Origin of the sequence: Vibrio sp. 10N.286.49.E11 (assembly GCF_041469505.1) — a bacterium.
In the GTDB taxonomy this organism is placed as follows: Bacteria; Pseudomonadota; Gammaproteobacteria; order Enterobacterales; family Vibrionaceae; genus Vibrio; species Vibrio crassostreae_C.
Genome location: NZ_JBFRKQ010000042.1, coordinates 56,238 through 83,040, shown reverse-complemented (window position 1 = coordinate 83,040; position 26,803 = coordinate 56,238). Strand labels below are relative to the sequence as shown.

Sequence of the window (26,803 nt, the reverse complement as noted above, 5' to 3'; positions counted from 1 at the left end):
AACTCTAGCGTTAATCACGCATGTTTAGAATCAATACTGCCGCTAGAGCTAAGAACGCCGTCATCATTAAGAACACATCGTTGTAAGCCATGATGGCTGCGTCACGTTGCATTGTGCCGAGCAAACTTGCTTGTGCTTGTTGCATCGCAGTTGCGGCATCACTTCCTGACTGAATGAAAAACGCTTGTTGTTGCTGAAGCGTCTGCCAACCAAGTTGACTCACTGAAGGTAGCGACTCCTTGATGTGTGCTAAGTGCTCACGGGTTTTGTTATCCAATAGCGTAGCGATAATCGCGATGCTGAAAGCGCCCCCTAAGTTCCGCATTACGTTGGTTAACGTTGATGCGTCTGGCGTGTCCATTTTGCTGATGTTCTTCATGGCAACCAAAGACAGCGGAACCATGATGAACGGACTACCAATAGCACGCAGAACCATAGATAAAATCAGCTGTTGCCCGCCAAAATCGATTGTCATGTGTGTATTTACGTAACAACTAAAACCGAACATCGCGAAGCCAAAGGTAACCAAGTACTTAGGCTTAATGATCTGTGTTAGCTTTGGCACAATTGGGAATATCAGAAGCTGTGGGAAACCCATCCACATTAGCACTTCACCAATTTCCATCGCGTTATATTGCTGAATTTGAGTGAGATACATCGGTAGAACATAGATAGAGCCGAGCAATGCCATTCCTAGAATCAAATAGGCGATACAAGACATCGCAAATTGCCCATCCCGCAATAGCCGCAGGTTAACCAATGGCTTCTTGTGTTGGAGTTCGTTTATCACGAAGTAAACCAAACTCACCGCCGACACGATACTCAAGCCAATAATAAAGCTCGAACTGAACCACTCTTCACGGTTACCTTCTTCTAACACCACTTCCAAACAACCTAGCCCTAATGCCATGGTGGCGATACCAAACCAATCGGCTTTTTTCAGCGTGCCAAGGTCGAGCTTTTCATCGTCCAAGCCAAATCGGATCATGGTGATCACAAGCAAAGCTGGCGGAATATTGATGTAGAAAATATAGTGCCACGAGAAGTTCTCCGTCAGCCAGCCACCAAAGGTAGGGCCAATCGATGGAGCAAAGGTCGCGGTTACACCAAACAGTGCCATACCCACAGCACGCTTGTTGACCGGCAATAACTGAATCACCAGCGAGAAAGCAAGCGGGATTAGAGCACCACCACTGAAGCCTTGCATCGCGCGGAACACGATCATCGAGGTCATGTTCCAAGAGAACGAACACAACAAAGATGAAATGGTGAAAATGGCTGTCGTCCACGTGATATAACGGCGTTTACCGAGCGCTTTAGAAAGCCAACCACTGAGTGGGATAGCGATCATCTCTGCGACTAGGTAAGACGTAGAGATCCACGAGCTTTCATCCAAGGTGGCTGATAGCGCACCTTGAATATCTTTGAGAGACGAGTTGGTGATCTGAATATCCAAGATCGCCATAAACGCGCCAATCAAGCCGCCAAATAGGGCGATCCAATGGCGTCTCGAAACCTCGTCATCATCATTTGTTTGGGTGACAACACCAGCGTTACTCATGGTCTAGCCTCGTTTATCGATGGTCGCTACCACAGACAAACCAGGAAGCAGTCGACCTTTCAACTCTTGCTGATCTGGAATAGTAATTTTAACCGGTACACGTTGAACGATTTTAGTGAAGTTACCGGTCGCGTTTTCTGGTGGTAGGAGCGCAAATTTAGCGCCAGTCGCAGGGGAGAAACTGTCTACCACACCTTCAAGAGGCTGCCCCGGGAACGCATCCAGCTCTACTTCAACCGTCTGACCTTTGTGAATACCACTTAGCTGTGTCTCTTTGAAGTTGGCTTCAATCCACACTTGGTTGTTTGGTACCAAGCTCATCAGTGGTGCGCCTGCTTGAATCAGCAAGCCTTCACGTACGCTGCGTTTACCAATCACGCCATCTGCTGGCGCGTAAATTTTGGTGTAATCAAGGTTAAGCTGTGCTTGATCTCTCTGGGCTTGAGCTTCGGTCACGGATGCATTTGCTTGCTCAATCTCACTAGCGATAACGGTTAATTGGTCATTGGTTGCAACGAGGTTTGCTTTTGCTTCTTCTAAATCTGCCTGAGTTACTTTTTGTTGTGCAACCATGCTATCGACTTCATCTTGAGACGCGTAGTTACGCTTTAGTAAGCTACGAGAACGTACCACTTGTTGAATCGCGCGTTCGTATTCAGCTTGTGCAGAATCAACGCGGCTTTCTGCTTGATTGATCTTGCTACGTTGTAACGTTTGTTGTGCCACTAGATTTTTGACGTCTGATTGCACGACGCTTAAATGGGCGTTTGCTTGAGCGAGTGCTGACTGGTAATCACGGTCATCGATTTGAACCAGCAAATCACCTTCTTTAACCGATTGGTTATCACTCACATAAGACTTAACAATATAGCCAGAGACCTTAGGGCTAATATTCGTGATGTCGCCTTGTAGGTAGGCATTGTCGGTAGATTCAAAGTACTGGCCATAGCCGTACCAGTATCCAGCACCGGCTAAACCCAATGACAGCATGATCGCAGTAGCAATAAGCGGAGCTTTTTTACGTTTTTTTGTGCTTACTGTTTGCGAAGCGTTGTTGTTCTCTGTCATTTTTTCTTTCTCATTTTGTTTTTATTTAGATGTAACGAATTGTAAATGAATTCGATTGATTGATAAGATAGGAAAAAAGGGAAACACTGTTGCAAAAATCTAACTAATGGCGCTTTGGGAGAAGTACGATGGACTTAAATGCTGTGACTGTTTTTACACAAGTTGTTGATTGTGGCAGTTTCACGCACGCAGCTGAAGCATTGAACATGACCAAGTCGACCGTCAGCCGAAAGCTAGACGAGCTGGAACAGCATCTAGGTGTGAGGTTGATCACTCGTTCGACACGAAGTTTAGTCTTAACGCCAGAGGGTGAGCGCTTTTATCAGTCGAGCATGCAGATGCAAGAGATCATGAACCAAGCTGAGCTAGAGGTTTCAGCCAATCAGGATTTGATCCGAGGGCAGTTAAATGTTGTGTTGCCTGTCGAATTGGGGCATCAAGTATTAGCTAAATACATCCACAGCTTCCTAAAAGAGCACCCAAACGTGACTTTGAACTTAGAACTGTCGAATCGAGAAGTCGACATCATTGCTGAGGGGATCGATCTTTACGCACAAATTGGTGAGCTAGTGGACTCGAGCTTGGTTTCTCGCTACCTCACAACATCAAAGCGTGTATTGGCAGCCAGCCCTGAGTATTTAGAGCAGTTCGATGACGTCTCTTCACCCGATGATCTTGAACCGCCATTCAGAATGATTGAGGTGGTGAACAAGGCCGCGCGTCTACCCAAGTGGCATTTACAATTAGAAGGCGGAGAGTCGATTTTGATCGATCTACCGTGTCAGTTGCGGGTGAATACCATCACGGCATGCCTAACAGCGTGTGTGGATGGGCTCGGCTTGGCGGTGCTTCCTGAATTCATTTGTCGGGAACACTTTAAGACAGGTAAGCTGATTCGTTTGCTACCTGAATATGAGATGCCGGAAGTTTCAGTAAGCCTAGTGTATGCAGACAGGCAGTTGATGCCGAAACGTAAGAAGGTCTTTATCGACTATCTACTGACTGCTTTTCAAAATAGAGCCAATCAAATAACGAAATAAAGGCATATTGTATTGGGAGCAACAGAAGGAATCGGCTGCCTAACTGTTGATTAGTTGTAATTCATTGACAATGACCAATAACATTGAAAAGAGAAAAACGAACTTGTTAACAAGTTCGTTTTTTTCTGATTGCTAATGTAGTTGTAGGCTAAGTATCGAACTAGCTCTTTTTCTCTGTGTACTCTAGCTTGTAGAAGTGAGCTTCACTTTGTCCATTCGTAAATTGGTTGTATACGCCAGCTTTGAAGTAGCTTAATAGGTGACGCCAGTAGTCAATATCCTGCTCAACTTTACGTTCACCGTTTACGTCAACAATAAGTTTCTTATCACCCACGATTAAATCAAATGCTGTTGGTTTGCCTTGTGGTGCTTTGCCTAAATCATACTGAGAATATGCTACGTCTGATTTGCACATTTCCTTGTCTTGGTTTTTCTTGCCGAACGATCCTTTACAAATTACAGCGTTGTTTTTAATGATTGCCCAGAAATGCCCTTCAATACCATTATTGTCACGTTTCCATACAACACGAAGCAAAGGGTGAGGGACATTGTGAGTACCAAGATCATCTAAGCCTTTGTTATGTACTTGTAGGAATGTAATCTCGTCTTGCTTAGAGTCTGAGTTCTTCATCGACTCTTCAGGTTTTATGATCTCCACCTCCGAACTTAATGTGTATGTTTCATTTGTTAAGTCTGTGCGGAAGTTTTCCTGAACGCGTAGCTCGTTGCGCAGGTGGTCATTCTTCATGGTAAAGACTAGCGCTTCACTTTCTTTGTCGACATAGAAGTTGTTGTTCACAATGCCGTCGTAGTTATTATCGAGCGCAAAATAGTCTTTGTTGCCTTTCTTTCCGTTTGGATCTGAAATTTGAAGTTCAGAAACTGACAAAACATTTTGGTATTGAGAGTAATTAGAAGGTTCGCCTAAAGCTCCTTCTGGATTCGAAAACTGAACATTAGCGATTGCCGAAGAAGAAAAGGCAAGAAGGGCACAGCAAGTGAGTAGGGTCTTTTTCATCAAAAATATCTCTTTTGTATTATTATCATTCAATATAAGCATTGATATCACTTTTGAGATTTATGTGAAAACATCTGTGTTTGAAATTGTGGTCGGCACCCAATTTTCTTGTACAAAAATAGAGAGAATTAGGTGTCGATTGGGATTGGTACCTGAGTGTCAAAGGTGTGGATTTTTGCTCGTTAACAACACTACCTGCTAACCCGTAATAGTGAATAAGGTGAGGCTTAAAAACGGCACGTTCAAACTAGTTAGGCTCTGATTTCCACTCTAACGTTTGTCCGTTGCTCAATACGGCTTTTATAGCGCTCGGCGAGACTTTAAGGCCTCTCTGATGAAAGGTTTGATCTGAAAAATTGGCAATGATCTTACTTCCGTCACTGAACTCAGTTTGTTGAACATCGCCGCTCTTATCTAACCATTCGGAATCGACTAACTGTTTATCCCATAACTGTTCGTGCATTGGTTCAAAGCCATCTTGATAGTGTTTGAGTGCTTTGATTCTCTGGCTTGAACTTGATAAAGCTTCATCTCTGGTCAAGTGAACCATCGGTGGTGTGTTGTACAGCATGGCGGTTAAGTCACGTTCTGCTTGTACATTAGTGAACTTAAGGCTGTCTGAATGCCAATGGTGCGTATTGATTGCTTCATCATGGAAAACGGCTTGGTAAAGTGGAATTCGATATTGTGGCGAAAATAGTAGCGACTTGTAGGGCTCTTTAACCTCGGCCGGCTTAAAGAAGAAGTCAGGCTTGTGGTCTGGGTACCAACGACCTAAGTAATAGGGAGATTGGCGGTTCTCTTTCATGTCTTTGTCTGTCCATCCAAAACCAACCGTTTCTAAGCCGTGTGCAAACGCGATGCCTTTTGTTGTTAGGCTGTTGCCGTCTTCAGAGCCTAATACTAACGAAGGTTGCTCGCTAAGCCACTTCATTCGGTTGTTGAACGCAGAAAGCATGTCTGATTCGTCGTTTGTATTGCCATTACTGTCTATAGAGACGCGGTAATCTTCACGTGCCATGGCGGTTGCATCAACATCTAAGAACAAGCTGTTGAAGTTGCCGAATCTCATAATGTCTTGAGCACGCTGTTTTACGTATTCGAAATTGGTTTTTGTATTTGAGGAAGCATTAGAGGATGCATCTGAAAAGAACAGTTGATTGTTGGTTGCATTAACCATTTGATAGCTAATGAAATGATTGTTTTGCTGTACTGTCCAAAAAGGCATCTTAAAGTCTTGAGTAGTGTTACTTCCAGAATGGTTACCGACGAGATAACTTGCCCAAAGCTTGTTGTCAGTAGGCACGCGCATACCTTCACTAAACGGAAGAAATAGTGTCTGAGTTTGTTGTTCGGCAAGATCAAACCACGCCAATTCGATGGGTTTGTTTCGTTTCACCTGTATATTTGAAGGTAAGCTGAACTGAAAAGTGAGCTGGTCTTGATTAAGCTCTGCCTTAACGTTTATTCCACTGGGTACTAAGGTCCAAGTGGCGATTTTTGCTGAGTCAGCTTTATCGGAAAAGCCAATGACCAGATTGGTCGCTTTCTGTGGTTGGCTATCAACGGTGAGAGCAGCACTGTTAACGCTTAAGCCGTTCCAATCGACCTCTAAAGTATTCGATGAGGTAGCGACGGTATTGTTGTTACTGGTGAGCGTTATTTGGCTCGCTTGTGCGTTGGATGAAAACAGACAAGCTGTTGTTAAAGCCACAATGGCAAAATTAGAAAGATTGAGTGGGTGACGTACGCTGAGCATATTTAGATTCCGTAAAGGGTAACTACGGTTATTACACCTAAGTAGCGCTAGTGCTTTGTCACCTATATGTCTCTATTTTCTGCATTACCTAGTTTCTAATCTTCTTCTGAAAGCATTCCATTAGAAAGGCACCGCGACACGCTGCACATATTGGACTTCAATCGCACCTTGGTATTCAAACATTTCAACCGAGGCACTCAAATGTTTAGCATTAGTCCCTAGCGGGCTTTCTGTGGGAACGGGTGCTTGCGCTGTCCTGATTGGCACTTTGTAGCCTAACAGGTTGTAGTTCTCATCGAACCATTGCCAACTCACATTGGCGTTAGGGCAGTTGTCGATCACCTTCGGTGGCGTGATCACGATATGTGGTTCGCTGAGTTTACTTTCGAGTGTTAACCATCGCTTGCTGTTGTCTAAAGCGACAACAATAGGATAGTGGTTCGAACCTATCCTTAGTTGATAAACACCAGATTCGGGTTTGATGAACATTTCACTGGTCTCAATCTCTTGATACTCATTGTTAGAAGCGAGTTGTCCATCGAGAAGGATTTTACCTCTTGGGGAAACCAGAGAGATAGGTTGTGTTTGGATTTTCGTGTCTTGACTGAGTTGCTCTGCAGCGACTTTGATTTGATAACCGTGCGACGACAGGCCATAGCGTCGAATGAAGCTGACTTGGATGTGGTGTTTTGGCTCAGCACTTTGTTTGAGTAAGGTTCCACATTGAGTCTGGCTCAGGATCTCTTGTTTGACTGGCAGCCAAAGCTCACTATCGAGTGATTTGTGATCGAGTGCGATTTGCAGCTCTTGCCACGCAACTTGAGGTTGGTCATCAAGTAGAGATTGATAGGTGTGCTGCAATGGCGTGTCGGTAAACCATGCCGCATGACTTGCGAGCGGCAATGTGTAGATCAGTGCGGTTAACGAAGTAACTTTCATTATGATTCCCCGGCCAAGCGGTAACCAACGCCACGATGTGTTTCTATATTCAATGTTGGCAGCTTCTGGCGTAAGCGCAGTATGTGATTATCAATAGTTCGGGTACTAGGAAAAGCCTGATATCCCCAAATCTTATTGAGTAATTCATCTCGGTGAAACACACGACTTTGGTTCTGAACAAACAGTACCAATAGCTGAAACTCTTTAGGTTTTAGTGTTACAGGGCTTTCATCCAGATAAGCGATCCGTTCCGACAAGTTGATTTGGATATTTGCGTAAGTTAAGAGGCTCACACCTAACGGACGTAGCTGGGTAATGACTCGAGCGAGTAATTCGTCGTTCGAAAATGGTTTAGTCACATAGTCTTTGGCACCCGCCATTAAACCTTCAACACGTTGTTGAACTTCTACTTTAGCGGTCAACACAATCACAGGCAGCGCTTTGAGGAGCAACCAGTTTGGAAGGTGTTGCAAGCTGTCCCCATCTTCAAGCTGTCGATCCAGTATCACAAGATCGGCTCGAAACCATTTCTTACTGGCATTCTCTGAATCCTTCGCCCAAAGGCATTGGTAACCATTGGATTCAAAGATGCTGACGAGGCCTTGTCCAAGCAGTTGGTCGTCTTCAATCAGCAGTAGGGTGTTCATAAGCTATTTCCAAAATACATCGGGTTGGGTTGCGAAGAATAATGAGACGGCCATTCGCTTGTTTCATCAAGTGTTCGACAATAGTAAGGCCAATGCCCATGTTGTCTTGTCTGTGATTGATATTCGGTGTTGCTCGAGATACAAACCGTTGCAGAAAAGAAGGGAAGTGCCCCTCGTCTTGTACCTCAATCGTCAGCTTGTCACCGAGTTCGACCTTTACCAAAACCTCACCTTTACCATGTTGTTTGGCATTCTTGATTAGATTATCCAAGCAGATGGTTAGCCAGTAATAGGGAAGGTTCAGTTCAACTTCACGCGCTTCACATTGATAAGAAATATTGTGCTTTTCACAGACATGATCGAGCCACTCTTCTAATGAAGCGTTTTGCTTCAACAAAGGCTCTGACTGATCCGAACTTAGGTACACTTTGCTGTTTTCGGTGAGCTGAGAAAGCCTTTGATAGTCAGATATTAAACGCCAAACCGCACTTTGAGTTTCATCAGAAAAGTCATCGTAGCGATTTCTAAACATTTCGACGGTTAAGCCTAGGCTAGTAATAGGCGTGCGCAGTTCATGAGTAAGAAGCTGTAAAACGAACTGCCTCTCTTTTCGTTGTTTTGTTCTTAGGTATAAGACTCTAGCGAGCCCGGAAAGCAACGTTAGCAGCAATGTAAAGATCAACGTTTTCATGATCAGATTGTCATTGCTAGGCTCGTTTAAGCACACGTTACTGTAACGAAAAGTACAGGTTTCACCTGCCAAAGATACCTCTTGTTGCTCTGCGATAGGTTGCCAAACATCTAAGGGAATAGCTTTCCAGCCTTGTTCGCCACTTAACCAAAGCACATCATCTTGTTGCCAAGCGCGGTATCCATTGAGCAGTGCTTCTCTGCCTTGTGCACTTAGGCTTTCTAGTTTGTTATATAAAGGGTGCTGAGGGTTGGTAAGACTCAAAAATGGGCGTATCTGCTCGGTCACATCTGGGTAAGCGGCTAAATAACGACCAGCAAAGCTGCCACCGGCAGGGTGACGTTTGGAGTGTGCTGCAAACCAAATCGAATCCAATGTTTGTTGCTGACACAGAGCGAGCTCGAACTCGATGGCTTCATGTAATGAAGGGTTACTGCTTTCAATCGCTTGGCAGTGATCTTGTATTGACGCTAACGCTGCGATGTCGTCCCAACTGAATTGGTTGAAATCAGGATAGCGGCTATTTTCATGGAGCAGTACTTTCGGATACTGAGCCAACTCTTGTTGAGATACTAAGAGTGGGGATGATTGCCAGCTCAGTTGATACAGAGTTTGCCACTTATCTTGCAAACTTTGGGCATTGACTAGGGTTGGGAGCCAAAAGATCAAGCAAAGAGCTAATGTAAACCTGCGCATCCAATCATTCTCGTTAAAAGTCGTGGGGCGAGTCTAAAGAGTTTTGGGCGCGATTTGTAACCTGAATGTCAACAAGTGTTCTTTTAACAACAAATTGTCGAGTGGGTCATGCTTTTAAATAATAAAGTACAAATACAGTAAGTATCATTTATTTGAAATAAAATAGATAATTGTGTACTTACTGTCATTATTGGGCGAAATGTGGGGACTATACTGGGCTCATACCTAATAAGAGGAACCATCATGAAACTCATCATCAAATCAGTATTGGCAATCAGTATTTTGGCTACAGGCTCTGCTCATGCGTTCGAATTAACCAGCAACGATATTCAAGAAGGTCACCCAATGGCAAAGACTTTTGAATACTCTAGTTGGGGTTGTGACGGCGATAATCAATCACCACAATTGATGTGGAAAGATGCACCAGCAGGTACTAAAAGCTTTGCTATCACAGCTTATGATCCAGATGCACCGACTGAAAGTGGCTTTTGGCATTGGGTTGCGTTTGATATCCCTGCAACTGTGAACGAGCTACCTCGCGGTGTCGACATCTCTAAAGTCGGTGGCAAAGAAGGTCGCATTGATTACGGTACAGTTGGCTACGGTGGCGTTTGTCCTCCAGAAAAAGATGGTATGCACCGTTACCAGTTCACGGTTTGGGCATTACCAACGGACAAACTTAACCTCGACGAAAATACGCCGTCGGCAGTGGTTGGATTCACGTTGAACAGCATGGCTTTAGACAAAGCGAAACTGACTACAACTTACACACGTTAATGGCTTATACACGTTGATAATAAGTAAACAAGGGGGATGAGATGAATCATCAATATCAAGTGACGATCTTTCGTGCAGAGCAGTTACAAAAACTGCGCAATGTGAGGATTCTATCCCCTAGTATCATTCAGATCATTACAGGCAGTAAGCGCCTGTTTTGGAAAGATTCAGCGGCAGAACTCTCACATTCTGAGCTGTTGTTGTGTGAGGCATCAGCTTCACTAAGTTTTGAGAACATGCCCCACAAAGGGCGCTTCTTATCACGAGTGTTCAGCTTTCAATTCCAACCTTCTCAGGCGATGCTTGATTTAAGTGAGGAACGCTCGAATGATCTGGGGCTGCCTAAAGTACAAGCGGATCGTAGCTTACAAGATTCACTCAATGCTCTGTTTTCCTTTGATAAACAAAGCATGAGTAAAGAGACCCAGCAGTTTTGGTTGCAGGGCTTATACCAGCAATTAGCCGAGAAGGGCGTACTGCATCGATTGTTTATTAGCTCAAACGTTTCGTTTAGCCAGAAACTCAGCCACTACCTTTCACATTCACCGGACGAGAAACATCCGTTAGAGTCGGTAGCAGAGCGCTTTGCGATGAGCCGCGCCACGCTTATCCGTAAATTGAAACTTGAAGGCATGCAATATCGTGAGGTTTTGGCTGAAGTTCGGTTGAGTCATGCGCTTTATCTGATGCAAAACGGACAGCAGAATGTGGCGATGTTAGCTCAGTCTTGCGGTTATCAATCGGAAGGGCGTTTTAGCCAGCGCTTTAAAGGGAAGTTTGGTTTGTCGCCAAGTGAATACATCAAAACTGTCGTCAGCAATAAAGTCGCGACACCATAATCATTCTGTTTGGCCTAAACGCTCACTTTTTTATCTCGTGCTGCCAGTGCTGCGAAAATCGTGCACGCAAAGGCAACAGATGCGATCAGCAGAATAGGAACACTCCAAGAATCTGTCTGAGCATGAAGCTTACCCACCAATGTTGGACCAGTGGCAGCCAACGCATAACCGATTCCTTGCGCCATACCCGACAGCGATGCGGCTTGGCTGCTATTCGAAGTTCGCAGGCCAACAAAAGAGAGAGCGATAATAAACGTAGAGCAGTTGGCTAATCCAAAGAGTCCCACCCAAAAGATCGCAAACTCAGGCAAATACAGCAGCCCAATCAATCCAATAAATACACTCGAAGTACAAAGCGTAATGAGCCATTGTTGGTTATCGCTTTTACCTAAGAACGGCAGTAACAGTAATCCCGGAACCATAGTCGAAAATTGTAGAAATCCGTAGATATAACCCGCATCGATTTCACTGTAGCCAAGGTCGTTTAAGATCTGTGGAAGCCAGCCTGCCAAAGAATAGAAGGTAAATGAGTTAAGCCCAAGCGCTAACGTTACTTGCCACGCTACGCCGCTTTTAATCATCTGTTTCATCGGCAGAGGTTTGTCTTGTTGCTTGTTATTGCTGGCCGAAGATGAAGATGAGCGTTTTCTGATTTTAGGCAACCAGATCATCAAAGCTAATATTGGAAATACCAAGTTCATTAACAGCGCTAATTGCCAACCCGTGATCGTAAATAAGGTTAGATTTGAAAACGGCACCATCAAACTTGAGCCTAACGTCGACCCGATGCCCATCGTAAAGATGTACAGAGAAGTCACAGTAGCGATGCGTGTCGGGAAGCTAACTTTCACTACTACAGGCAACAACACATTACCAATCGCGATACCAAGCCCGATCATCACCGTGCCGATATACAAGGTTGGGGTTAATCCAGCAGAGCGCAGTGTAATACCCGTAGTGATCAGAACTAAGCCTAATAACAGGCTAGGCTCTAGACCAATTCGTTGGGATATCTTGGTGACTAATGGTGAGAATAAGGCAAAAGTTAACAGTGGCAAAGCTGTTAAGAAGCCTGCAGCCGATGACGTAAGGTTGAGGCCTTCCATAACCTGAGAAAGCACAGGAGCCAAGCTCGTAAAAGGCCCACGAAGGTTAAGTGCTAGGAATAGAATCCCTAACATCACGAAAATGCTATTACGAAGAGAGGCGCTCATAGGTTGTTCTACTGTTTGCTTATGAGAAGACAGGCTAGCCTACAGATCATTGAATGATTACACAAATACCGTTTAAATAGGTTTACTAATGATTGAACCTGCGCAGTGCGCGCTTAGCCAGAAAAGTCACCCATGACTGTATTAAATATCGACAAGCTCATCTCGGACTTCCCACTGCTTCAACAATTGATTGCATTGGAAGAAGTGGTTTGGTTTAACCCAAATGTGACGACTCTGGAGCGCGGTTTGCTTTATGTGGGATTAGGCGAACAAGATATTCACGATGCGAGCATGAGGCTACAAAGGTTTGCTCCTTATCTAGCCAAGGCGTTTCCTGAAACTCAAGCGACCAATGGCATCATCGAGTCTGAGCTTATTGACATTCCATCTATGAAATCAGCATTGGGAGTACATTATCAGCAGCCTATAAAAGGGCGTTTGATGATGAAGAAAGACAGCCATTTGCCAATTTCAGGTTCAATCAAAGCTCGCGGTGGTATTTATGAAGTACTAACGCATGCCGAGAAGCTTGCGATTGAAGCCGGGTTACTGTGTGAGAGCGATGACTATAGTAAGTTGCTCGAACCTGAATTCCGTGACTTCTTCCAACAATACAGCATTGCGGTAGGATCCACGGGTAATCTAGGCATGTCGATCGGTATCATGAGTGCCAAATTGGATTTTACGGTCTCTGTTCATATGTCGGCAGACGCGAGATCTTGGAAGAAAAGCAAACTTCGTGAGCATGGCGTCAACGTTGTTGCAAATATGAGCTGCTAAAAAGATAAGTCATGATAGAAGAGTGTTGTTTATAGCTTGTACACACTCTTTCTCACCTCTAAATCCCACCTTAATTCAAACAATAACTTGCGCAGATCGTTATCCAAAACACACATTTTATAAATTAAGCTTCTTAGATGTTCTAACTATCAGTTAGGTTGAGTGGCATTCAACTTGATAGGGATTGAGCAATGCAGACGGACAAAGTGATACAGACAAGACACATAAACACACCAGAAAAATTACTCCAGCGTTTAGATGCTATTGGGGAGTCTTTGGAAGCATCGGGTAAGGCTCATGCTTTGCTGGGATTGGGCTCAGTAGGTATTGAAACAGAACGACTTGATCAGTACTCAGATGTCGATTTTTTCGCAATAGTGCAAACAGGGCACAAGCAGTATTTCTTAGACAGTTTGCATTGGCTATCTGATATTCACTCAATCGACTACGCAGTGAGAAATACCGTCGATGGCTATAAAGTTCTGTACGCTGACGGAATCTTTTGTGAGTTTGCAGTGTTTGAACCCCACGAGTTAGCGCACATTCCGTTTGCTGAAGGGCGTATTGTTTGGCAGCAACATGAATTTGATACACAGTGTTGTGTTTCACCAATAAAAGGGGAGACAGACACTAATTCCCAAGATTGGATCATTGGTGAGGCTCTAACCAATCTTTATGTGGGTATGTCTCGTTATAACCGAGGCGAAAAGCTGTCGGGCAGTCGGTTCGTTCAATCTTACGCACTCGATCGTTTGATCGATCTTGTGGATCAAACTGAACAGTCTGAGCCTGAATTCGTTGATGAATTTATGTCGGATAGAAGGCTAGAAGCACGCTTCCCTAAGTTTGCCCAATTGCTACCAACCTTTACCCAAGGCTACGAGCGCACCGCTGAATCGGCACTTGCCCAACTAGCATTCCTCAACACCCACTTCGCAGTCAACCAAGCCATGTGTGACCGAATCTCTGAACTGTGTTCCAGTAAAGATTAAGCTTATAGCGTGTGAATCCCCAAGCCTAACTGACACCACCTTTCAGATGATAAGCGGCGGGCAACCTAATTGAGCTCTCGAATTATTATTCTTAAGCACTAAACCCGTACGCTTTTGTTTACTCTTCAAGACCGTGACTGTTCGTGTTTACTCCGCTTATCACTGGATGTCGTCAGCCAAATAAAATACAATCGAACAATGTTTCATTAATTCGTGCTTTATCATTATGATGAGAAACTTACTCATATTCATCGTTAGCCTGTTCTTCTTAACAGCCTGTTCTTCAACGAGTAATCATCAGCTAGACGACGAGACATTGAGCAACGAAGACGCTATGTCGAAAAGTATAGAGGGAGAGAGTAATCTCGAGACTTCAAAGGATACAAACGCTGAGACCAGCGTTGATTCTTCCCATGATTCAATCGTTAATCATCAACCACTCACTAACCTTGATTCAAATAAAGACACGATAGCTCACGCCAATGCAGAGCCAGAATCAGTGGAGCCTTCTCAAATAGAAGCGACAGAAACAACTGAAAGCGATGCTAAGAGTGGCGGTGAAAAAGGCATCGGAAGCTATTTTATTCGTCATAATAAACCGACTAAGACGGTGATTAAATCACTAGAGGGCGTGACAGATGCATTGAACGTCATGACGTTTGGGATATTTGCCACCGGTAACGGTTAAACCGTCAACCAAGAAAGCAAACCAATAGATAAAATGAGACGTGAAGACGATCCAAGTGGTTCGCCTTTTTTGATCTTCTAAATCTGGCCACCGTTCTTCCTAAGAATCGTGCTCACTTATCTGAGCGCTGAGTCAGGCGACGGTTAACGTAAATAGGAAATTATTCGTTCTGGAAGGGAGTCGCCGAATTTACCCTGTTTGACTTGTTATATGCATCAAGGGTTCTAATACTCATCCCAAAGTAAGCAATGAAATCTAATCTTACAAAGATAAGCCTTATATTCACTTATGAGCATAGTAAGATGTTTGCTGTTAAGTCGGTTTGGGTTTAGTTATCAATATTCTAGGGAAGAAAAATGAAGAATAAGAGTGTGTTTTTAAGTGCCGCATTGGTGATGTTGTCAGCTCATGCAAGTGCATCAGACGCGAACCATGAGTCTGTATCAGATGGTGTTATCGCAGAACAAAGAGCAAAGCTTTCTGAAAATACCCAAGGACAAGGTTTTGGACCGCAAGCTCCAAGAGATTTGGGTTCATTAGAAGGTACAAATACTAGGCTGTTCTCGGATGCCCCTGATTCAACAGCGATGAACTTATGTAATATTCACTTCCATAAAAATGCTGAGCATAAAGGTGGAGAGTTTACTCAATACGCTGGTAACGGTGATGGTAAGGGATTCCAGAGTGGCTTTAAATACACAGGCAAGCTGAGTTCTGCTGAGCTGAAACCATTTGAGGGCAAGGTTTGTCCGAGCGAGCATGGTTCTTTGCATTCGGGTGACACCATTGAAGTTCACTATGTTTATTCAACGGCGCAAGTTGAACCGGGTGAAACACTGGGTGCTTGTTTTAACGATGCGATTACCAACCCGCAACTGCGTGTAGAAACCCAAGTTTACGTATTAGTGAATGACGACAAAGCACCCGACTTTGAAGCGCTCGCTAAACATTCAAAAGTGAACGGCTTACACCAAGCACCAAACATCCCACAAGATACGGGCTCAGCGATCCAATACGCAGGCTCTACAACGGGTCCTGGTTATAATGAGCAAGGTTCACCTTTCCAAGTAACATGGAGCGTTAGACCACAAGTCGCGAAAGTAAATATCGCGACAGTAGGTAGCTGGTGTGAAGGCAATGACTTTAACGAAGATCACGCCCACGGTGTGAGAAATTTGGTGGTTAACCCTGAGTTGTTATCACCCATTCGTAACGACTAAACGATTCTGGCGAACAAAATGATTAAGGCGATGGGTTCGCCTTTTTAGTTGGATATAAATGCCATCGTTTAAACAGAGACTTGTTTGTTAGTCACAATGGTGCAATTATTTAACGAGTGATATTACTCAGATGCATGTCTTATGATGACTATCGAACAACAGCTTTCTCGGCTGGATCTAAACTTATTGGTGTCGTTAAGTGTTTTAATCAAAGAGAGGAACGTAACGCGAGCTAACGCCAACAGATGAACAGGATGTGGTTCGAATGAACCGAGACACCTACTACTCAATGGCAGCAATTAATGTATCAAAGGGGGCGACCGTCACGTTACCTGAGATCCCTGAAGGCAAGTACATGTCGATGGAAGTGATTACTGAAGATCACCGCATTCAGCCAATGCAATACGGTTCAGGTACGTTTGATCTTTCTACTCATAGCGGTGATCACGTTTACGTCATTGTTCGTACCGACGCGACATTCTCGAAAAATGAAGTTCATGAAATCCAAGATAAAATGAGCATTGATGCAAAAGCGGATGGCGAGTTTACTGCTATGCAAGTGGATGAGAAATCTTTTGAAGAGGTAGAGACGAGCCTTAAGATGGAAATGCCAACAATACTTAAGCGAGATGGCGCTCAAGCGACGTTTGGTATGTTTACCAGCCCTGAAGATGCTTCAAAAGAGATGTTTACCAAAGAGAAGTACGCAGTGGGTGCGGCTATCGATTGGGGTGGCGCGCAGTTAGATGACAATATTTACGAAGTCTCAGGTAACTTCCTAGCAGACACTTGTCATCAGGCGACCTTTGATGACCCTAAAAACCAAGCGTTTTGGTCGGTAACGGTCTACAACAAGCAAGGTTTCATGTTTGGTGAAGTGGCGAACGTTAGCTCAAACACGGCTGAGAAAAATGCAGACGGCACTTACACCGTAAGCTTTGGTTGTGGTGATGATGCAGTAAACAACATCAAAACAGAAAACGATTCTGGTGTGTTTAACTTAGCTTTCCGTCATTACATTCCAAGCCAAAAAGTACGTGATGGATTCCGAGTGCTTCCTTACGTGAAAGCAGTGAACTAATGTTGCGATAGTCGTACAACGATTATAGATGCGCGTTATTACCAAATGGCAATAACGCGCTTTTTTATGGATTCTATTTCATTTCTTGCTTTCTTAAGTGTAGAAACACAAAGGGCGACTCAAAAATGGTCTAACTTTGATTATACGCAGCGAGCCTCAGTTCAAATAAATCAATTAAACCTTCTTCCATCGATACTTTCAGTTGCACCACGCATTTGATCGAATTTAAACCCGCTGACACCTTATGTGATAACGCTTCCAGTTACCTTTTCAGCCTCTAAAGGGAACAAATACCACAACCAGCGTTATAAAAAGCGATAGCCGTGGAGTGTTATGAGTCCTATTTGAGGTGTATAGTTATAGGTAATTCATTGGATTATTGAATATTTAAGTTATCAAAAGATGCGGGTGTTATGAAGAAAAGCGGCTTTACGTTAATGGAATTAATCGTTGTCATCGTGATACTCGGTATTATTGCTGTAACGGCAGCGCCGAGGTTTCTTAATATCCAAGAATCAGCGAGAGAAGCGGTGCTTGAAGGTGTTGCGGGTGCAATGGAAGGGGTGATCACACAAGTAACCTCTAAAGCTATTATCGCAGGGCTTGATCCTGACGCAACAAACCCAGGTGATCAGAGCAACTATGTGATCGATTTTGGTATCGGTAGTGTTGAGGTTGACTGGGGCACACTTTGTCCGGAAAGCCGAGGGGAGTCGGGCGACAAATTGACGATGATCGATTTTATGACCTTATCAGATGATGACAGCTTAACTTCTGATTTTGGTAATCGACACACTGTGATCGGGTATGAATACGACTTTACCCAAGCTGAATTAGATAGTACGAACATAACGGATGCGGATCTAGAGACGCGCCAAGGTTGCTTTGTTCTTTATGACTCTTTTGGCCGAACAAATGGCAGCCAATGTCCTGATGAAGGATGTGAGTGTACAGTTCGTATTGTAAACAACAATTGTTAAACCGAACCCTGTAACTGATTTTAAGACTTCGAATAAAAAGCGCGTTATCGGCAATGGCAGTAACACGCTTTTTTGTATCAGTTTATTGGTTTATCTTAATTTGCTGTTACCGCATCTGCTGGTGGCAAGTCACGCTTCTTAATCACGTAACGTAAGCGAAGTAGCATCAGAGCGGCTGACACACTCAAGCCCGTTAGAATACCAATCCAAAAGCCTTCTTCACCCATTGCTGGAACAATGTGGTCTGTTAAGCCCAACACCATACCCAGTGGTAACGCTAAGCCCCAGTATGAAGCGATAGCTAAGATCATCGGGATCTTGGTATCTTTATAGCCACGCAGAGCACCATTTGCAGAGGTTTGCAGAGCATCACTGAATTGGTACATCGCCGTAAAGGTCAACAATACCGCTGCTGTCGCGCTTATTGTAGGGTCGGTTGTGTAAAGCCTAATGATCCACTCAGGGAACAGCAGGAACATCGCTACTGAAAGCAATGAAATCAACGCTGCAACCAAGATACCGACTTTACTGCGTTCAATCGCGCCAAGTTCATCTTTTTCACCCAAAGCGTGCCCAACACGAATCGTAATACCAAAAGAGATACTCATCGGAATCACGTAAGTTAGGCTCGATATGTTAAGTGCAATTTGTGCGGCTGCCACGTTCTCTGCACCAATACGGCCAATCATCAATGCGATTACCGCAAAGATGCTGCCACATACCGCGATGTTCATACCGATAGGTAAACCTAACCTAAGAAGGTGAAGCATCTCTTTTGCTTTTGGTTTAGCGTCAGCAAAGCTGATGATGGTTTTGTAGTGGTGATGACCTTTAATGTAGGAATAGAGCATTCCCGACATTAGCCAATACACTAAGCTTGTCGCCCAGCCACAACCCACAGCGCCCATTTCAGGGAAGCCGAACTTACCGTAAATAAGCACGTAGTTGACCGGAATATTCACCAACAAACCAACCACAGAAATGATCATTGGTACTTTGGTGTTGTTCATACCTTCACAGAAGCCGTTCAAGGTGTAGAACAGGGCAATACCCGGTACACCAAAGGCTAGGGCAAACGCATAGTCACTGCCAATTGGAATGATCTCAGCGGCTACGCCAATCCATTCTAAGATCGGTTTCGCACTCACCAAGTAAGCGATAAGCAGTACGCTAGCAATTAATGCCAACCAAACCATCTGGAAGAATTCAACAGAGATACTTTGAAAGTCACGTGCGCCGCGGTGGTAAGCGACAACAGGCGTTAACGCCATAATCACGCCACGCAGTAGCAGCAACACAGGAATCCAAAGGCTGGTGCCAAGTGCAATAGCGGCAAGATCAGCAGGGCTTACTTGGCCAGCCATTGTCGTATCGACAAATCCCATCGCTTGGGTAGCTATTTGAGTCAAAATGATTGGAATCGAAAGATGCATAAGCGCACCCGATTCACGAGTAAAAGGACGAAGTTTCGTTAGCATGGAAGTTCAAAACACCAATATAAATGCACCAGTGATGGCAGGATGGCCGGTGTGCATTTTAGGATGTGCCCCGTTGGACGGGCGACAATATAAACACCTTACCGTATAGGGTCAAGCATTGGCTTTATAGAGTTTCACTTACTCCGAGGTACGGATAGGTTCTGATGGTTACAACACGGGTCTAACGCACGTAAGTTCATGATTTAGTGGAAATCATACTAGACGGGTAAATTCTATATTTGCCGCGCTAATCACTAAGGTGACGGTATAAGTGATTGTTATGGAAAGACAAAGGCTAGTACAATTGGTGGCATAAAGAACTAGATAGAAGCATTCTGTATTTAAATGGGGAATGTTTCGGTCTAATAACTGTATACAATTGAAAATATCAACTGAGTAGTAATAGTATGATGCTTTATAAATATATGTCTTTTAACTCCGCAATCCTCATGCTTAAGAATCTCTCGCTCGGTTTCACTGGGTTAGAGGATCTTAATGACCCGTTTGAGGGGACAAATTTTGGTTTTTCTGCCACAGGTAGTATTTCACCACGTAATGCTGTTCGAGTTTTCAAAGGGCATTTTTCGCGAAAATATGCGGTGTCATCGTTAACTAGAAACCCTCTCAACTCTCTAATGTGGTCGCACTATGGGGATAGTCATAGAGGGGTTGTGATTGGTATTGATGCTGAAGAATGTGGGCTTACTTCAAACCAAGAATTTATAATCCCTGCTCAATTAGGTGAGATAATTTATGTCAGTACAAAAAATAAAGACTTAAATGGTGTGCCATCTCAAAAGCATCTAGATGAACTACGAACTTCGACGGTTTTCAGTCCTGAGATTAAGAACTATTTAAAGCAAGCATTTTTATATAAATCATTAGAGTGGGGTTATGAAGAAGAAGTTCGTGTCATAAAAAGCCTTACCGATTTTAAGTTTGGCTATCACACTAAGGAAGATCAGTTTCTGACAAATGATGGCAGGTGGAATAAGGTTAGAAATAGTTATCTAGGACAACCCTTGTTTTGTTATAAAGTCCCAAAGTCAGGTATTAAAGAAATTTACCTTGGAGCTAATGTATACCGCAATGTTGCTCGCATCGAAGAGGGAGCACATGAACAACGCGTTAAGGATGATCTCGATTTCTTGAAGTCATTTGGCTGTAGGGTATTCAAGTGCGAGCCTGACGCACAAACGTGGGATCTTATGCCTGTAGAGTTGTAAGCTAACAAACAACTGTAGAGCCAATATCAACTTGGCGCTATCTATTACACCTTTAAACCTAGAGCCGTATAAGCTTCCTACTGCCACAAAGCCAGCAGAAACACAAAAAGCCCAATTCCAAGCGTGACTTTTAGAAGCAGGCCAAGAGGGGCTCCACCTTTTGGCGCTTTATTGCAACATCCCATAATCGTTTCCTAATTCGTCGTGGATTTCATGTCACCTTAAACCTTTACCTTACGGTAAGGTCAATGCATTTGTTTACGTCGAATTTCAGGAAACAAAAAGGCGAACCATTTGGTTCGCCTTTTGTTATGTTTTGCTGTTTAGTGCCGCTACGAATTAGTCTTCGTAGTTGTCGATGCTTGGGCAAGAACAGATTAGGTTACGGTCGCCGTATACGTTGTCTACACGGTTAACTGTTGGCCAGTACTTCGAGTTCTTCGTTGCTTTCGATGGGAAGCAACCAAGTTCACGAGAGTAAGGGCGATCCCATTCTGCGCCAGCTAGATCAACTTGTGTGTGCGGTGCGTTCACTAGAGGGTTGTTGTCTAGTGGCCATTCACCGTTTTTCACTGCTGCCATTTCGTGGCGGATTGCGATCATCGCTTCACAGAAACGGTCTAGCTCTTCTAAATCTTCTGATTCAGTTGGCTCTACCATTAGCGTGCCAGCTACTGGGAAAGACATAGTCGGTGCGTGGAAACCGAAGTCCATTAGACGCTTAGCAATATCTTCTTCGCTGATGCCTGTGTCTTCTTTAAGTGGACGAATATCGATAATACATTCGTGCGCTACGCGTCCGTTAGTGCCACGGTAAAGAACAGGGTAGTGAGGACGTAGTTTTTCCATCACGTAGTTCGCGTTCAGAATCGCTACTTTCGTTGCGTCTGTTAGGCCAGGTTCGCCCATCATAGCGATGTAAGCCCAAGAGATAGGTAGGATTGAAGCACTACCTAGATCTGCAGCTGAAACCGCGTAGTCTGAACCTTGTACACCGTTTTCGATGTGACCTGGTAGGAAAGGTGCTAGGTGCGATTTAACGCCGATAGGACCCATACCCGGACCGCCACCACCGTGTGGGATACAGAATGTTTTGTGTAGGTTCAAGTGAGATACGTCTGAACCGATGAAGCCAGGTGAAGTTAGGCCTACTTGAGCGTTCATGTTCGCGCCGTCTAGGTAAACTTGACCGCCCGCTGCGTGTACTTGTTCACACACTTCTTTCACTTGCTCTTCGTATACGCCGTGCGTAGAAGGGTAAGTGATCATGATGCTTGATAGGTTTTCTTTGTGCTTCTCGATTTTCGCTGCTAGGTCTGTCATGTCGATGTTGCCATCTTCATCACACTTAACAACCACTACCTTCATTGAAACCATTGATGCTGTTGCAGGGTTAGTACCGTGCGCAGAGCTAGGAATCAGACAAACGTTACGGTGACCTTCACCGCGGCTTGCGTGGTAACGTTGAATCGCGATTAGACCTGCGTATTCACCAGATGCACCAGAGTTAGGCTGTAGTGAGAAATCGTCGTAACCAGTGATTTCACATAGCTTCTCTTTAAGATCTTTCGCTAGTGCTGTGTAACCAGCCGCTTGCTCTAGAGGTGCGAATGGGTGAATTGAACCAAACTCAGGCCATGTTACTGGAATCATCTCAGCAGCAGCGTTCAGCTTCATCGTACAGCTGCCCAGTGGGATCATGCCGTGCGTTAGAGAGAAGTCTTTGTTCTCAAGCTGTTTTAGGTAACGCATCATTTGCGTTTCGCTGTGGTGCGTGTTGAATACTGGGTGAGTTAGGAACTCTGATTCACGACGGCAGTTTTCTGGAATTGCCGCAAACTCATTTGATGCAATGTCAGAAGATAGCGCTTGAACGTCTTCTTTTACGTCGAAGATAGCGAATAGGGCATTCACGTCGTCGACTGTGGTTGTTTCATCTAAGCTGATACCGATCTTACCTTTAAGAAGGCGCAAGTTGATGTCTGCTGCTTGTGCTTTCGCGTACAGTGCATCTGTCTTCTCTTCAGAGTTGATTGTGATGGTATCGAAGAAGCTGTTGTTTGTTAGCTCGTAACCCGCTTTAGTCAGGCCAGCCGCTAGGATAGCTGTCATGTGGTGTGTACGACGAGCGATAGTACGTAGGCCTTCTGCACCGTGGTAAACCGCGTAGAAAGACGCCATGTTTGCTAGAAGTGCTTGAGCTGTACAGATGTTCGATGTCGCTTTCTCGCGGCGGATGTGTTGCTCACGAGTTTGCATTGCCATACGTAGTGCTTGGTTACCGTGAGTATCGATAGAAACACCGATTACACGACCTGGCATTGTACGCTTATGCTTTTCACGAGTACCCATGAATGCAGCGTGTGGACCGCCGTACCCCATAGGAACGCCGAAACGTTGTGCTGAACCGATTACTACGTCTGCGCCCATTTCGCCAGCAGGCTTAAGTAGAGCAGATGCGAGTAGGTCAGTAGCAACGGTTACTAGAGTTTTGTTTGCTTGAGCTTTCGCAATGATGTCTGTTAGGTCACGAACTTCGCCCGTTGTACCAGGGTATTGAACTAATGCACCAAATACGTCTTGCTCTGGAAGTGTTTCAAGAGCGCCAACCATTACTTCAAAACCGATGTACTCAGCACGAGTTTTAACAACTTCTAGTGTTTGAGGGTGAACATCGTCAGCAACGAAGAATACTTTGCTCTTGCTTTTGCCAGCACGCTTACACAGTGTCATAGCTTCGCCAGCCGCTGTCGCTTCATCGAGAAGGGATGCGTTCGCGATTTCCATACCGGTTAGGTCCATTACCATTTGTTGGTAATTGAGTAGAGCTTCAAGACGACCTTGAGAAATCTCTGGTTGGTATGGTGTGTAAGCTGTGTACCAGCCTGGGTTCTCTAAAACGTTACGTAGAATAACGTTTGGAGTGAATGTGTTGTAGTAGCCTTGGCCAATGAAAGTACGTTTCACTTGGTTTAGGTTAGCGATCTCTTTAAGAGAGGTCAGCATGTCCATTTCGCTCAGTGGCGCAGCAAGTGTCATTGGTTTTTCAAGACGGATTTGTGCAGGAACCGTTTCGTCGATCAGAGCGTCTAAGCTAGTCGCGTTGATCGCTTCAAGCATTTTCTGCTGGTCTGCTTTATTTGGGCCGTTATGACGAGCAACAAACTCGTTTTGAGTACCCAAGTCTTTTAGTAATTGGCTTTGAAGTAATTCAGTCATGATATGTTCTACTTTCTCTTTGGAGCCGTGAGCTAGCCCCTAAAATTAAGCTGCTCCAAAGAGCAGCTTTATCGTAATGAGGAACCTATTAGTCTTCTTCGATAGAGCTTAGGTATTCTTCCGCATCTTTAAGGTTGTTTAGTTCAGACGCATCAGACATCTTCACTTTAACAATCCAACCACCTTCATAAGATTCTTCGTTAATTAACTCTGGGCTATCTTCTAATTCTTCGTTGATTTCTACGATTTCGCCAGAGATTGGTGCGTAGATATCAGAAGCTGCTTTCACTGATTCAACTAGAGAGAAGCTTTCGCCAGCTTCGATTTCGTCTCCAGTGTCAGGCAGGTCAACAAACACAACGTCACCTAGCATCTCTTGAGCGTGCTCAGAAATACCGATAGTCACAGTACCGTCACCGTTGTCTTTTACCCATTCGTGGCTGTCTGCAAACTTTAGTGTATTGTCCATTGCTTATTCTCCAAAAATTTATGAGGTTTTAATTTAAATCTTAAAAACGGTTTAACGATAAAGAGGGAAGCGTTTGCAAAGCTCTTTAACTTGCTTGCGAACACGTTGCTCAACTTCAGCGTTGCCTTCAGGGCTTTCAACTAAGCCATCAAGTACATCGCCGATCCATTCACCGATAAGTTTGAATTCTTCAGTGCCAAAACCACGACTGGTTCCAGCTGGCGTACCTAAACGAATACCCGAAGTAATCATAGGCTTCTCTGTGTCGAATGGTATGCCATTTTTGTTACATGTGATCCCTGCACGCTCTAATGCCTCTTCAGTTACGTTACCTTTCAAGCCCTTAGGACGAAGGTCAACCAGCATTAGGTGCGTGTCTGTTCCGCCAGTCACAATGTCACAACCGCGAGTTTGCAACACTTCAGCAAGAACTTTTGCGTTGTCGATCACTGAATCAATATAAGTATTAAATTCTGGGCCAAGTGCTTCGCCAAACGCCACTGCTTTAGCCGCGATAACGTGCATGAGTGGGCCGCCTTGTAGGCCAGGGAACACTGCAGAGTTGATCTTTTTGTTGATGTCTTCGTGGTTCGTCAGAATCATACCGCCGCGTGGGCCACGAAGTGTTTTGTGCGTTGTTGTTGTAACAACGTGTGCGTGTGGTAGTGGGCTAGGGTGAGCACCTGTCGCGATAAGACCCGCGATGTGTGCCATATCTACCATAAGGATAGCGCCAACTTCGTCAGCGATTTCGCGGAATTTAGCGAAGTCGATAACGCGTGGGATAGCACTACCACCTGCAATAATCATTTTAGGTTGGCATTCGATAGCGAGAGCGCGTACCGCTTCGTAATCGATTTCAAGAGTGTCGCGGTCTACGCCGTATTGAACTGCGTTGAACCATTTGCCTGAAAGCGCAGGGCGTGCACCGTGCGTAAGGTGACCACCAGCGTCAAGAGACATACCTAGGATAGTGTCGCCAGGTTGAAGTAGGGCAAGTTTAACTGCGCCGTTCGCTTGAGCACCTGAGTGAGGTTGTACGTTCGCGTATTCACACTTGAATAGCTGTTTAGCACGTTCAATCGCAATAGCTTCTACTGTATCTACGTGCTCACAACCACCGTAGTAACGACGACCTGGGTAGCCTTCTGCGTATTTGTTGGTAAGGCAAGTGCCTTGAGCTTGCATTACTGCTTTAGAAACGATGTTCTCAGAAGCAATAAGTTCGATTTGTTCGTTTTGACGAGTGTTCTCTGCTTGGATTCCAGCAAATACTGCGTCGTCAGTCGCAGATAGGTTCGTAGAGAAAAAACTGTCTAAGCTATGGTTTTGATAAGCGTTCATTGTCGAGACCTTTCATTAAGCTAATGGTGATTGTTTTTATAGTCCATTAGGTCTTACGTTGATTTCTGCATCGGTATCGTTTGCGTTATATAGGTGTATAAATAGTGCGTTGCTTCTTATTTATACGACCATAGCGTCAAAGCGATCGTTGTAGGGTCAATGCAGCACGAATTGGTTCCCAAAAATTTCGGGTAAAAAACAGCTCTTACAAATGTTAAATCTATCACTTGCTGCAAGCTGAAGTAGCATCTCTTCATCTAACAAGTCGATAACATAGCTCCGATAAAATCAATTTTCAACAAAAATTTCCAATAGGAAACAGATTTTCTCGTTTTGCTACAGGGAGCACGCTTTATTTCCCTGTGTGCTCTTTAATCAACAAAGCGCTTCATGCAACAATGAAATCAATAGACAGGAAGTAAGAAATGAATGAGGGACCTATGTCAGAAGACATTTATGATGAGTACCCATCTTTAACGTTGGCGAAAGAGACGTTAGATCAGAATATCGAACCACTTAGGCTCGGCCAGCGTATTAAAGATATCCGCAGCAAGCTGGGCATTACGTTAGAAGAGGCGAGCCAACGTACTGGTTTGGCGCGCTCTACGCTGAGTAAAATCGAGAACGAACAAATCTCACCGACGTTCCAAGCGATGCAGAAATTGGCTATGGGTTTGCAAATTGATATGCCGCAACTCTTTGAGCCACCAAGAAAAAAGGTTGCCACAGGACGTCGTGACTTAACTAAAGCAGGTCAGGGCAAACCTCACCCAACTCCGACTTACGAGCATGAACTGCTCGCGACAGAACTTTCGAATAAGAAGATGATGCCGTTCAAGAGCCGAGTGAGAGCACGCACCTTTGAAGAGTATAACGATTGGGTTCGCCACGATGGTGAGGAGTTCTTGATGGTGATCTCTGGTGATGTGATGTTCTACTCAGAATTCTATGAGCCGGTACCCATGAGCGAAGGTGACAGCATGTATTACGACGCCAACATGGGGCATATGTTGATTTCTACTAGTACAGAAGATGCACTGATTTTGTGGGTGACTGCAAAATAAGTTAACAAAGTTA

The 26,803-nt window shown here is 44.4% G+C and carries 21 protein-coding genes and 2 pseudogenes; 11 read left to right on the top strand and 12 right to left on the bottom strand.

Annotated features, from left to right (window positions below; genetic code table 11):
• Positions 1–10 precede the first annotated feature (10 nt).
• On the bottom strand, positions 11–1,561 hold the full coding sequence (locus AB4167_RS10080) for a DHA2 family efflux MFS transporter permease subunit (protein WP_372136479.1): 1,551 nt from the start codon (positions 1,559–1,561) through the stop codon (positions 11–13).
• Positions 1,562–1,564: 3 nt separating this feature from the next.
• A complete protein-coding gene (locus tag AB4167_RS10075; RefSeq protein WP_017072190.1) occupies positions 1,565–2,629 on the bottom strand; it encodes an HlyD family secretion protein in 1,065 nt (354 codons plus the stop codon).
• Positions 2,630–2,757: 128 nt separating this feature from the next.
• On the opposite strand from AB4167_RS10075, the gene AB4167_RS10070 reads away from it, so the two are divergent.
• Positions 2,758–3,669, top strand: a complete 912-nt coding sequence (locus AB4167_RS10070) for a LysR family transcriptional regulator (RefSeq protein WP_017060504.1) — start codon at positions 2,758–2,760, stop codon at positions 3,667–3,669.
• A 160-nt stretch (positions 3,670–3,829) separates the two neighbouring features.
• Here the strand turns inward: AB4167_RS10070 and AB4167_RS10065 are convergent, their stop codons facing one another.
• From AB4167_RS10065 to AB4167_RS10045, 5 genes are all read right to left on the bottom strand, one after another.
• Complete coding sequence (locus tag AB4167_RS10065; protein ID WP_017060503.1) at positions 3,830–4,687, bottom strand: polysaccharide lyase family 7 protein; 858 nt, start codon at positions 4,685–4,687, stop codon at positions 3,830–3,832.
• A gap of 247 nt (positions 4,688–4,934) precedes the next feature.
• Positions 4,935–6,446 (bottom strand): glycoside hydrolase, encoded by a 1,512-nt coding sequence (locus tag AB4167_RS10060; RefSeq protein ID WP_372136478.1) that lies wholly within the window; start codon positions 6,444–6,446, stop codon positions 4,935–4,937.
• A 120-nt stretch (positions 6,447–6,566) separates the two neighbouring features.
• On the bottom strand, positions 6,567–7,385 hold the full coding sequence (locus AB4167_RS10055) for a DUF2861 family protein (protein WP_372136477.1): 819 nt from the start codon (positions 7,383–7,385) through the stop codon (positions 6,567–6,569).
• Entirely contained in the window at positions 7,385–8,032 is a 648-nt protein-coding gene (locus AB4167_RS10050) for a response regulator transcription factor (protein WP_372136476.1), read from the bottom strand. The genes AB4167_RS10055 and AB4167_RS10050 overlap by 1 nt, the downstream gene beginning before the upstream one ends.
• Complete coding sequence (locus AB4167_RS10045) at positions 8,010–9,419, bottom strand: DUF3404 domain-containing protein (RefSeq protein ID WP_136982781.1); 1,410 nt, start codon at positions 9,417–9,419, stop codon at positions 8,010–8,012. Before AB4167_RS10045 ends, AB4167_RS10050 begins: the two co-directional genes overlap by 23 nt.
• A gap of 243 nt (positions 9,420–9,662) precedes the next feature.
• Between AB4167_RS10045 and AB4167_RS10040 the strand changes: the two genes are divergently transcribed.
• Both AB4167_RS10040 and AB4167_RS10035 read left to right on the top strand, forming a co-directional pair.
• Positions 9,663–10,196, top strand: a complete 534-nt coding sequence (locus tag AB4167_RS10040; RefSeq protein WP_136982780.1) for a YbhB/YbcL family Raf kinase inhibitor-like protein — start codon at positions 9,663–9,665, stop codon at positions 10,194–10,196.
• Between the two features lie 41 nt (positions 10,197–10,237).
• A complete protein-coding gene (locus tag AB4167_RS10035; RefSeq protein WP_017079143.1) occupies positions 10,238–11,035 on the top strand; it encodes a helix-turn-helix transcriptional regulator in 798 nt (265 codons plus the stop codon).
• Between the two features lie 14 nt (positions 11,036–11,049).
• Here AB4167_RS10035 and AB4167_RS10030 read toward each other — a convergent pair whose 3' ends face one another.
• On the bottom strand, positions 11,050–12,249 hold the full coding sequence (locus AB4167_RS10030; RefSeq protein ID WP_136982779.1) for an MFS transporter: 1,200 nt from the start codon (positions 12,247–12,249) through the stop codon (positions 11,050–11,052).
• 132 nt (positions 12,250–12,381) lie between these two features.
• On the opposite strand from AB4167_RS10030, the pseudogene AB4167_RS10025 reads away from it, so the two are divergent.
• From AB4167_RS10025 to AB4167_RS10000, 6 genes and pseudogenes are all read left to right on the top strand, one after another.
• Positions 12,382–13,011, top strand: a pseudogene (locus AB4167_RS10025) (D-serine ammonia-lyase); the annotation flags it as partial.
• Between the two features lie 209 nt (positions 13,012–13,220).
• Positions 13,221–14,021 (top strand): hypothetical protein, encoded by an 801-nt coding sequence (locus tag AB4167_RS10020; protein WP_065583740.1) that lies wholly within the window; start codon positions 13,221–13,223, stop codon positions 14,019–14,021.
• Positions 14,022–14,247: 226 nt separating this feature from the next.
• Positions 14,248–14,709: a hypothetical protein gene (locus AB4167_RS10015; protein ID WP_029235242.1), complete on the top strand. Its 462-nt coding sequence runs from the start codon at positions 14,248–14,250 to the stop codon at positions 14,707–14,709.
• A gap of 356 nt (positions 14,710–15,065) precedes the next feature.
• Positions 15,066–15,929, top strand: coding sequence for a delta-class carbonic anhydrase (locus tag AB4167_RS10010; RefSeq protein ID WP_136982778.1), 864 nt, complete (start codon positions 15,066–15,068; stop codon positions 15,927–15,929).
• A gap of 226 nt (positions 15,930–16,155) precedes the next feature.
• Positions 16,156–17,010: pseudogene (locus tag AB4167_RS10005) on the top strand (DUF1214 domain-containing protein); the annotation flags it as partial.
• A gap of 437 nt (positions 17,011–17,447) precedes the next feature.
• On the top strand, positions 17,448–17,990 hold the full coding sequence (locus AB4167_RS10000) for an MSHA biogenesis protein MshA (RefSeq protein WP_206361188.1): 543 nt from the start codon (positions 17,448–17,450) through the stop codon (positions 17,988–17,990).
• Between the two features lie 95 nt (positions 17,991–18,085).
• On the opposite strand, the gene AB4167_RS09995 is transcribed toward AB4167_RS10000, so the two are convergent.
• Positions 18,086–19,468: an MATE family efflux transporter gene (locus tag AB4167_RS09995; protein ID WP_136982775.1), complete on the bottom strand. Its 1,383-nt coding sequence runs from the start codon at positions 19,466–19,468 to the stop codon at positions 18,086–18,088.
• A 407-nt stretch (positions 19,469–19,875) separates the two neighbouring features.
• Between AB4167_RS09995 and AB4167_RS09990 the strand changes: the two genes are divergently transcribed.
• Entirely contained in the window at positions 19,876–20,694 is an 819-nt protein-coding gene (locus AB4167_RS09990) for a DUF2971 domain-containing protein (RefSeq protein WP_372136475.1), read from the top strand.
• A gap of 339 nt (positions 20,695–21,033) precedes the next feature.
• Here AB4167_RS09990 and gcvP read toward each other — a convergent pair whose 3' ends face one another.
• The 3 genes from gcvP to AB4167_RS09975 all read right to left on the bottom strand — a co-directional run bounded on the left by gcvP (position 21,034) and on the right by AB4167_RS09975 (position 25,726).
• The gene (gene gcvP, locus AB4167_RS09985; protein WP_372136474.1) at positions 21,034–23,913 is read right to left on the bottom strand and encodes an aminomethyl-transferring glycine dehydrogenase; all 2,880 of its coding nucleotides are present in this window, start codon (positions 23,911–23,913) and stop codon (positions 21,034–21,036) included.
• An 88-nt stretch (positions 23,914–24,001) separates the two neighbouring features.
• Entirely contained in the window at positions 24,002–24,382 is a 381-nt protein-coding gene (gene gcvH / locus AB4167_RS09980) for a glycine cleavage system protein GcvH (RefSeq protein ID WP_004730871.1), read from the bottom strand.
• 51 nt (positions 24,383–24,433) lie between these two features.
• Positions 24,434–25,726: a serine hydroxymethyltransferase gene (locus tag AB4167_RS09975; RefSeq protein WP_171732595.1), complete on the bottom strand. Its 1,293-nt coding sequence runs from the start codon at positions 25,724–25,726 to the stop codon at positions 24,434–24,436.
• Between the two features lie 440 nt (positions 25,727–26,166).
• Between AB4167_RS09975 and AB4167_RS09970 the strand changes: the two genes are divergently transcribed.
• Positions 26,167–26,790 carry a helix-turn-helix domain-containing protein gene (locus tag AB4167_RS09970; protein WP_017059847.1) on the top strand — a complete coding sequence of 208 codons (624 nt, stop codon included), beginning with the start codon at positions 26,167–26,169 and terminating at the stop codon, positions 26,788–26,790.
• The last annotated feature ends 13 nt before the right edge of the window (positions 26,791–26,803 follow it).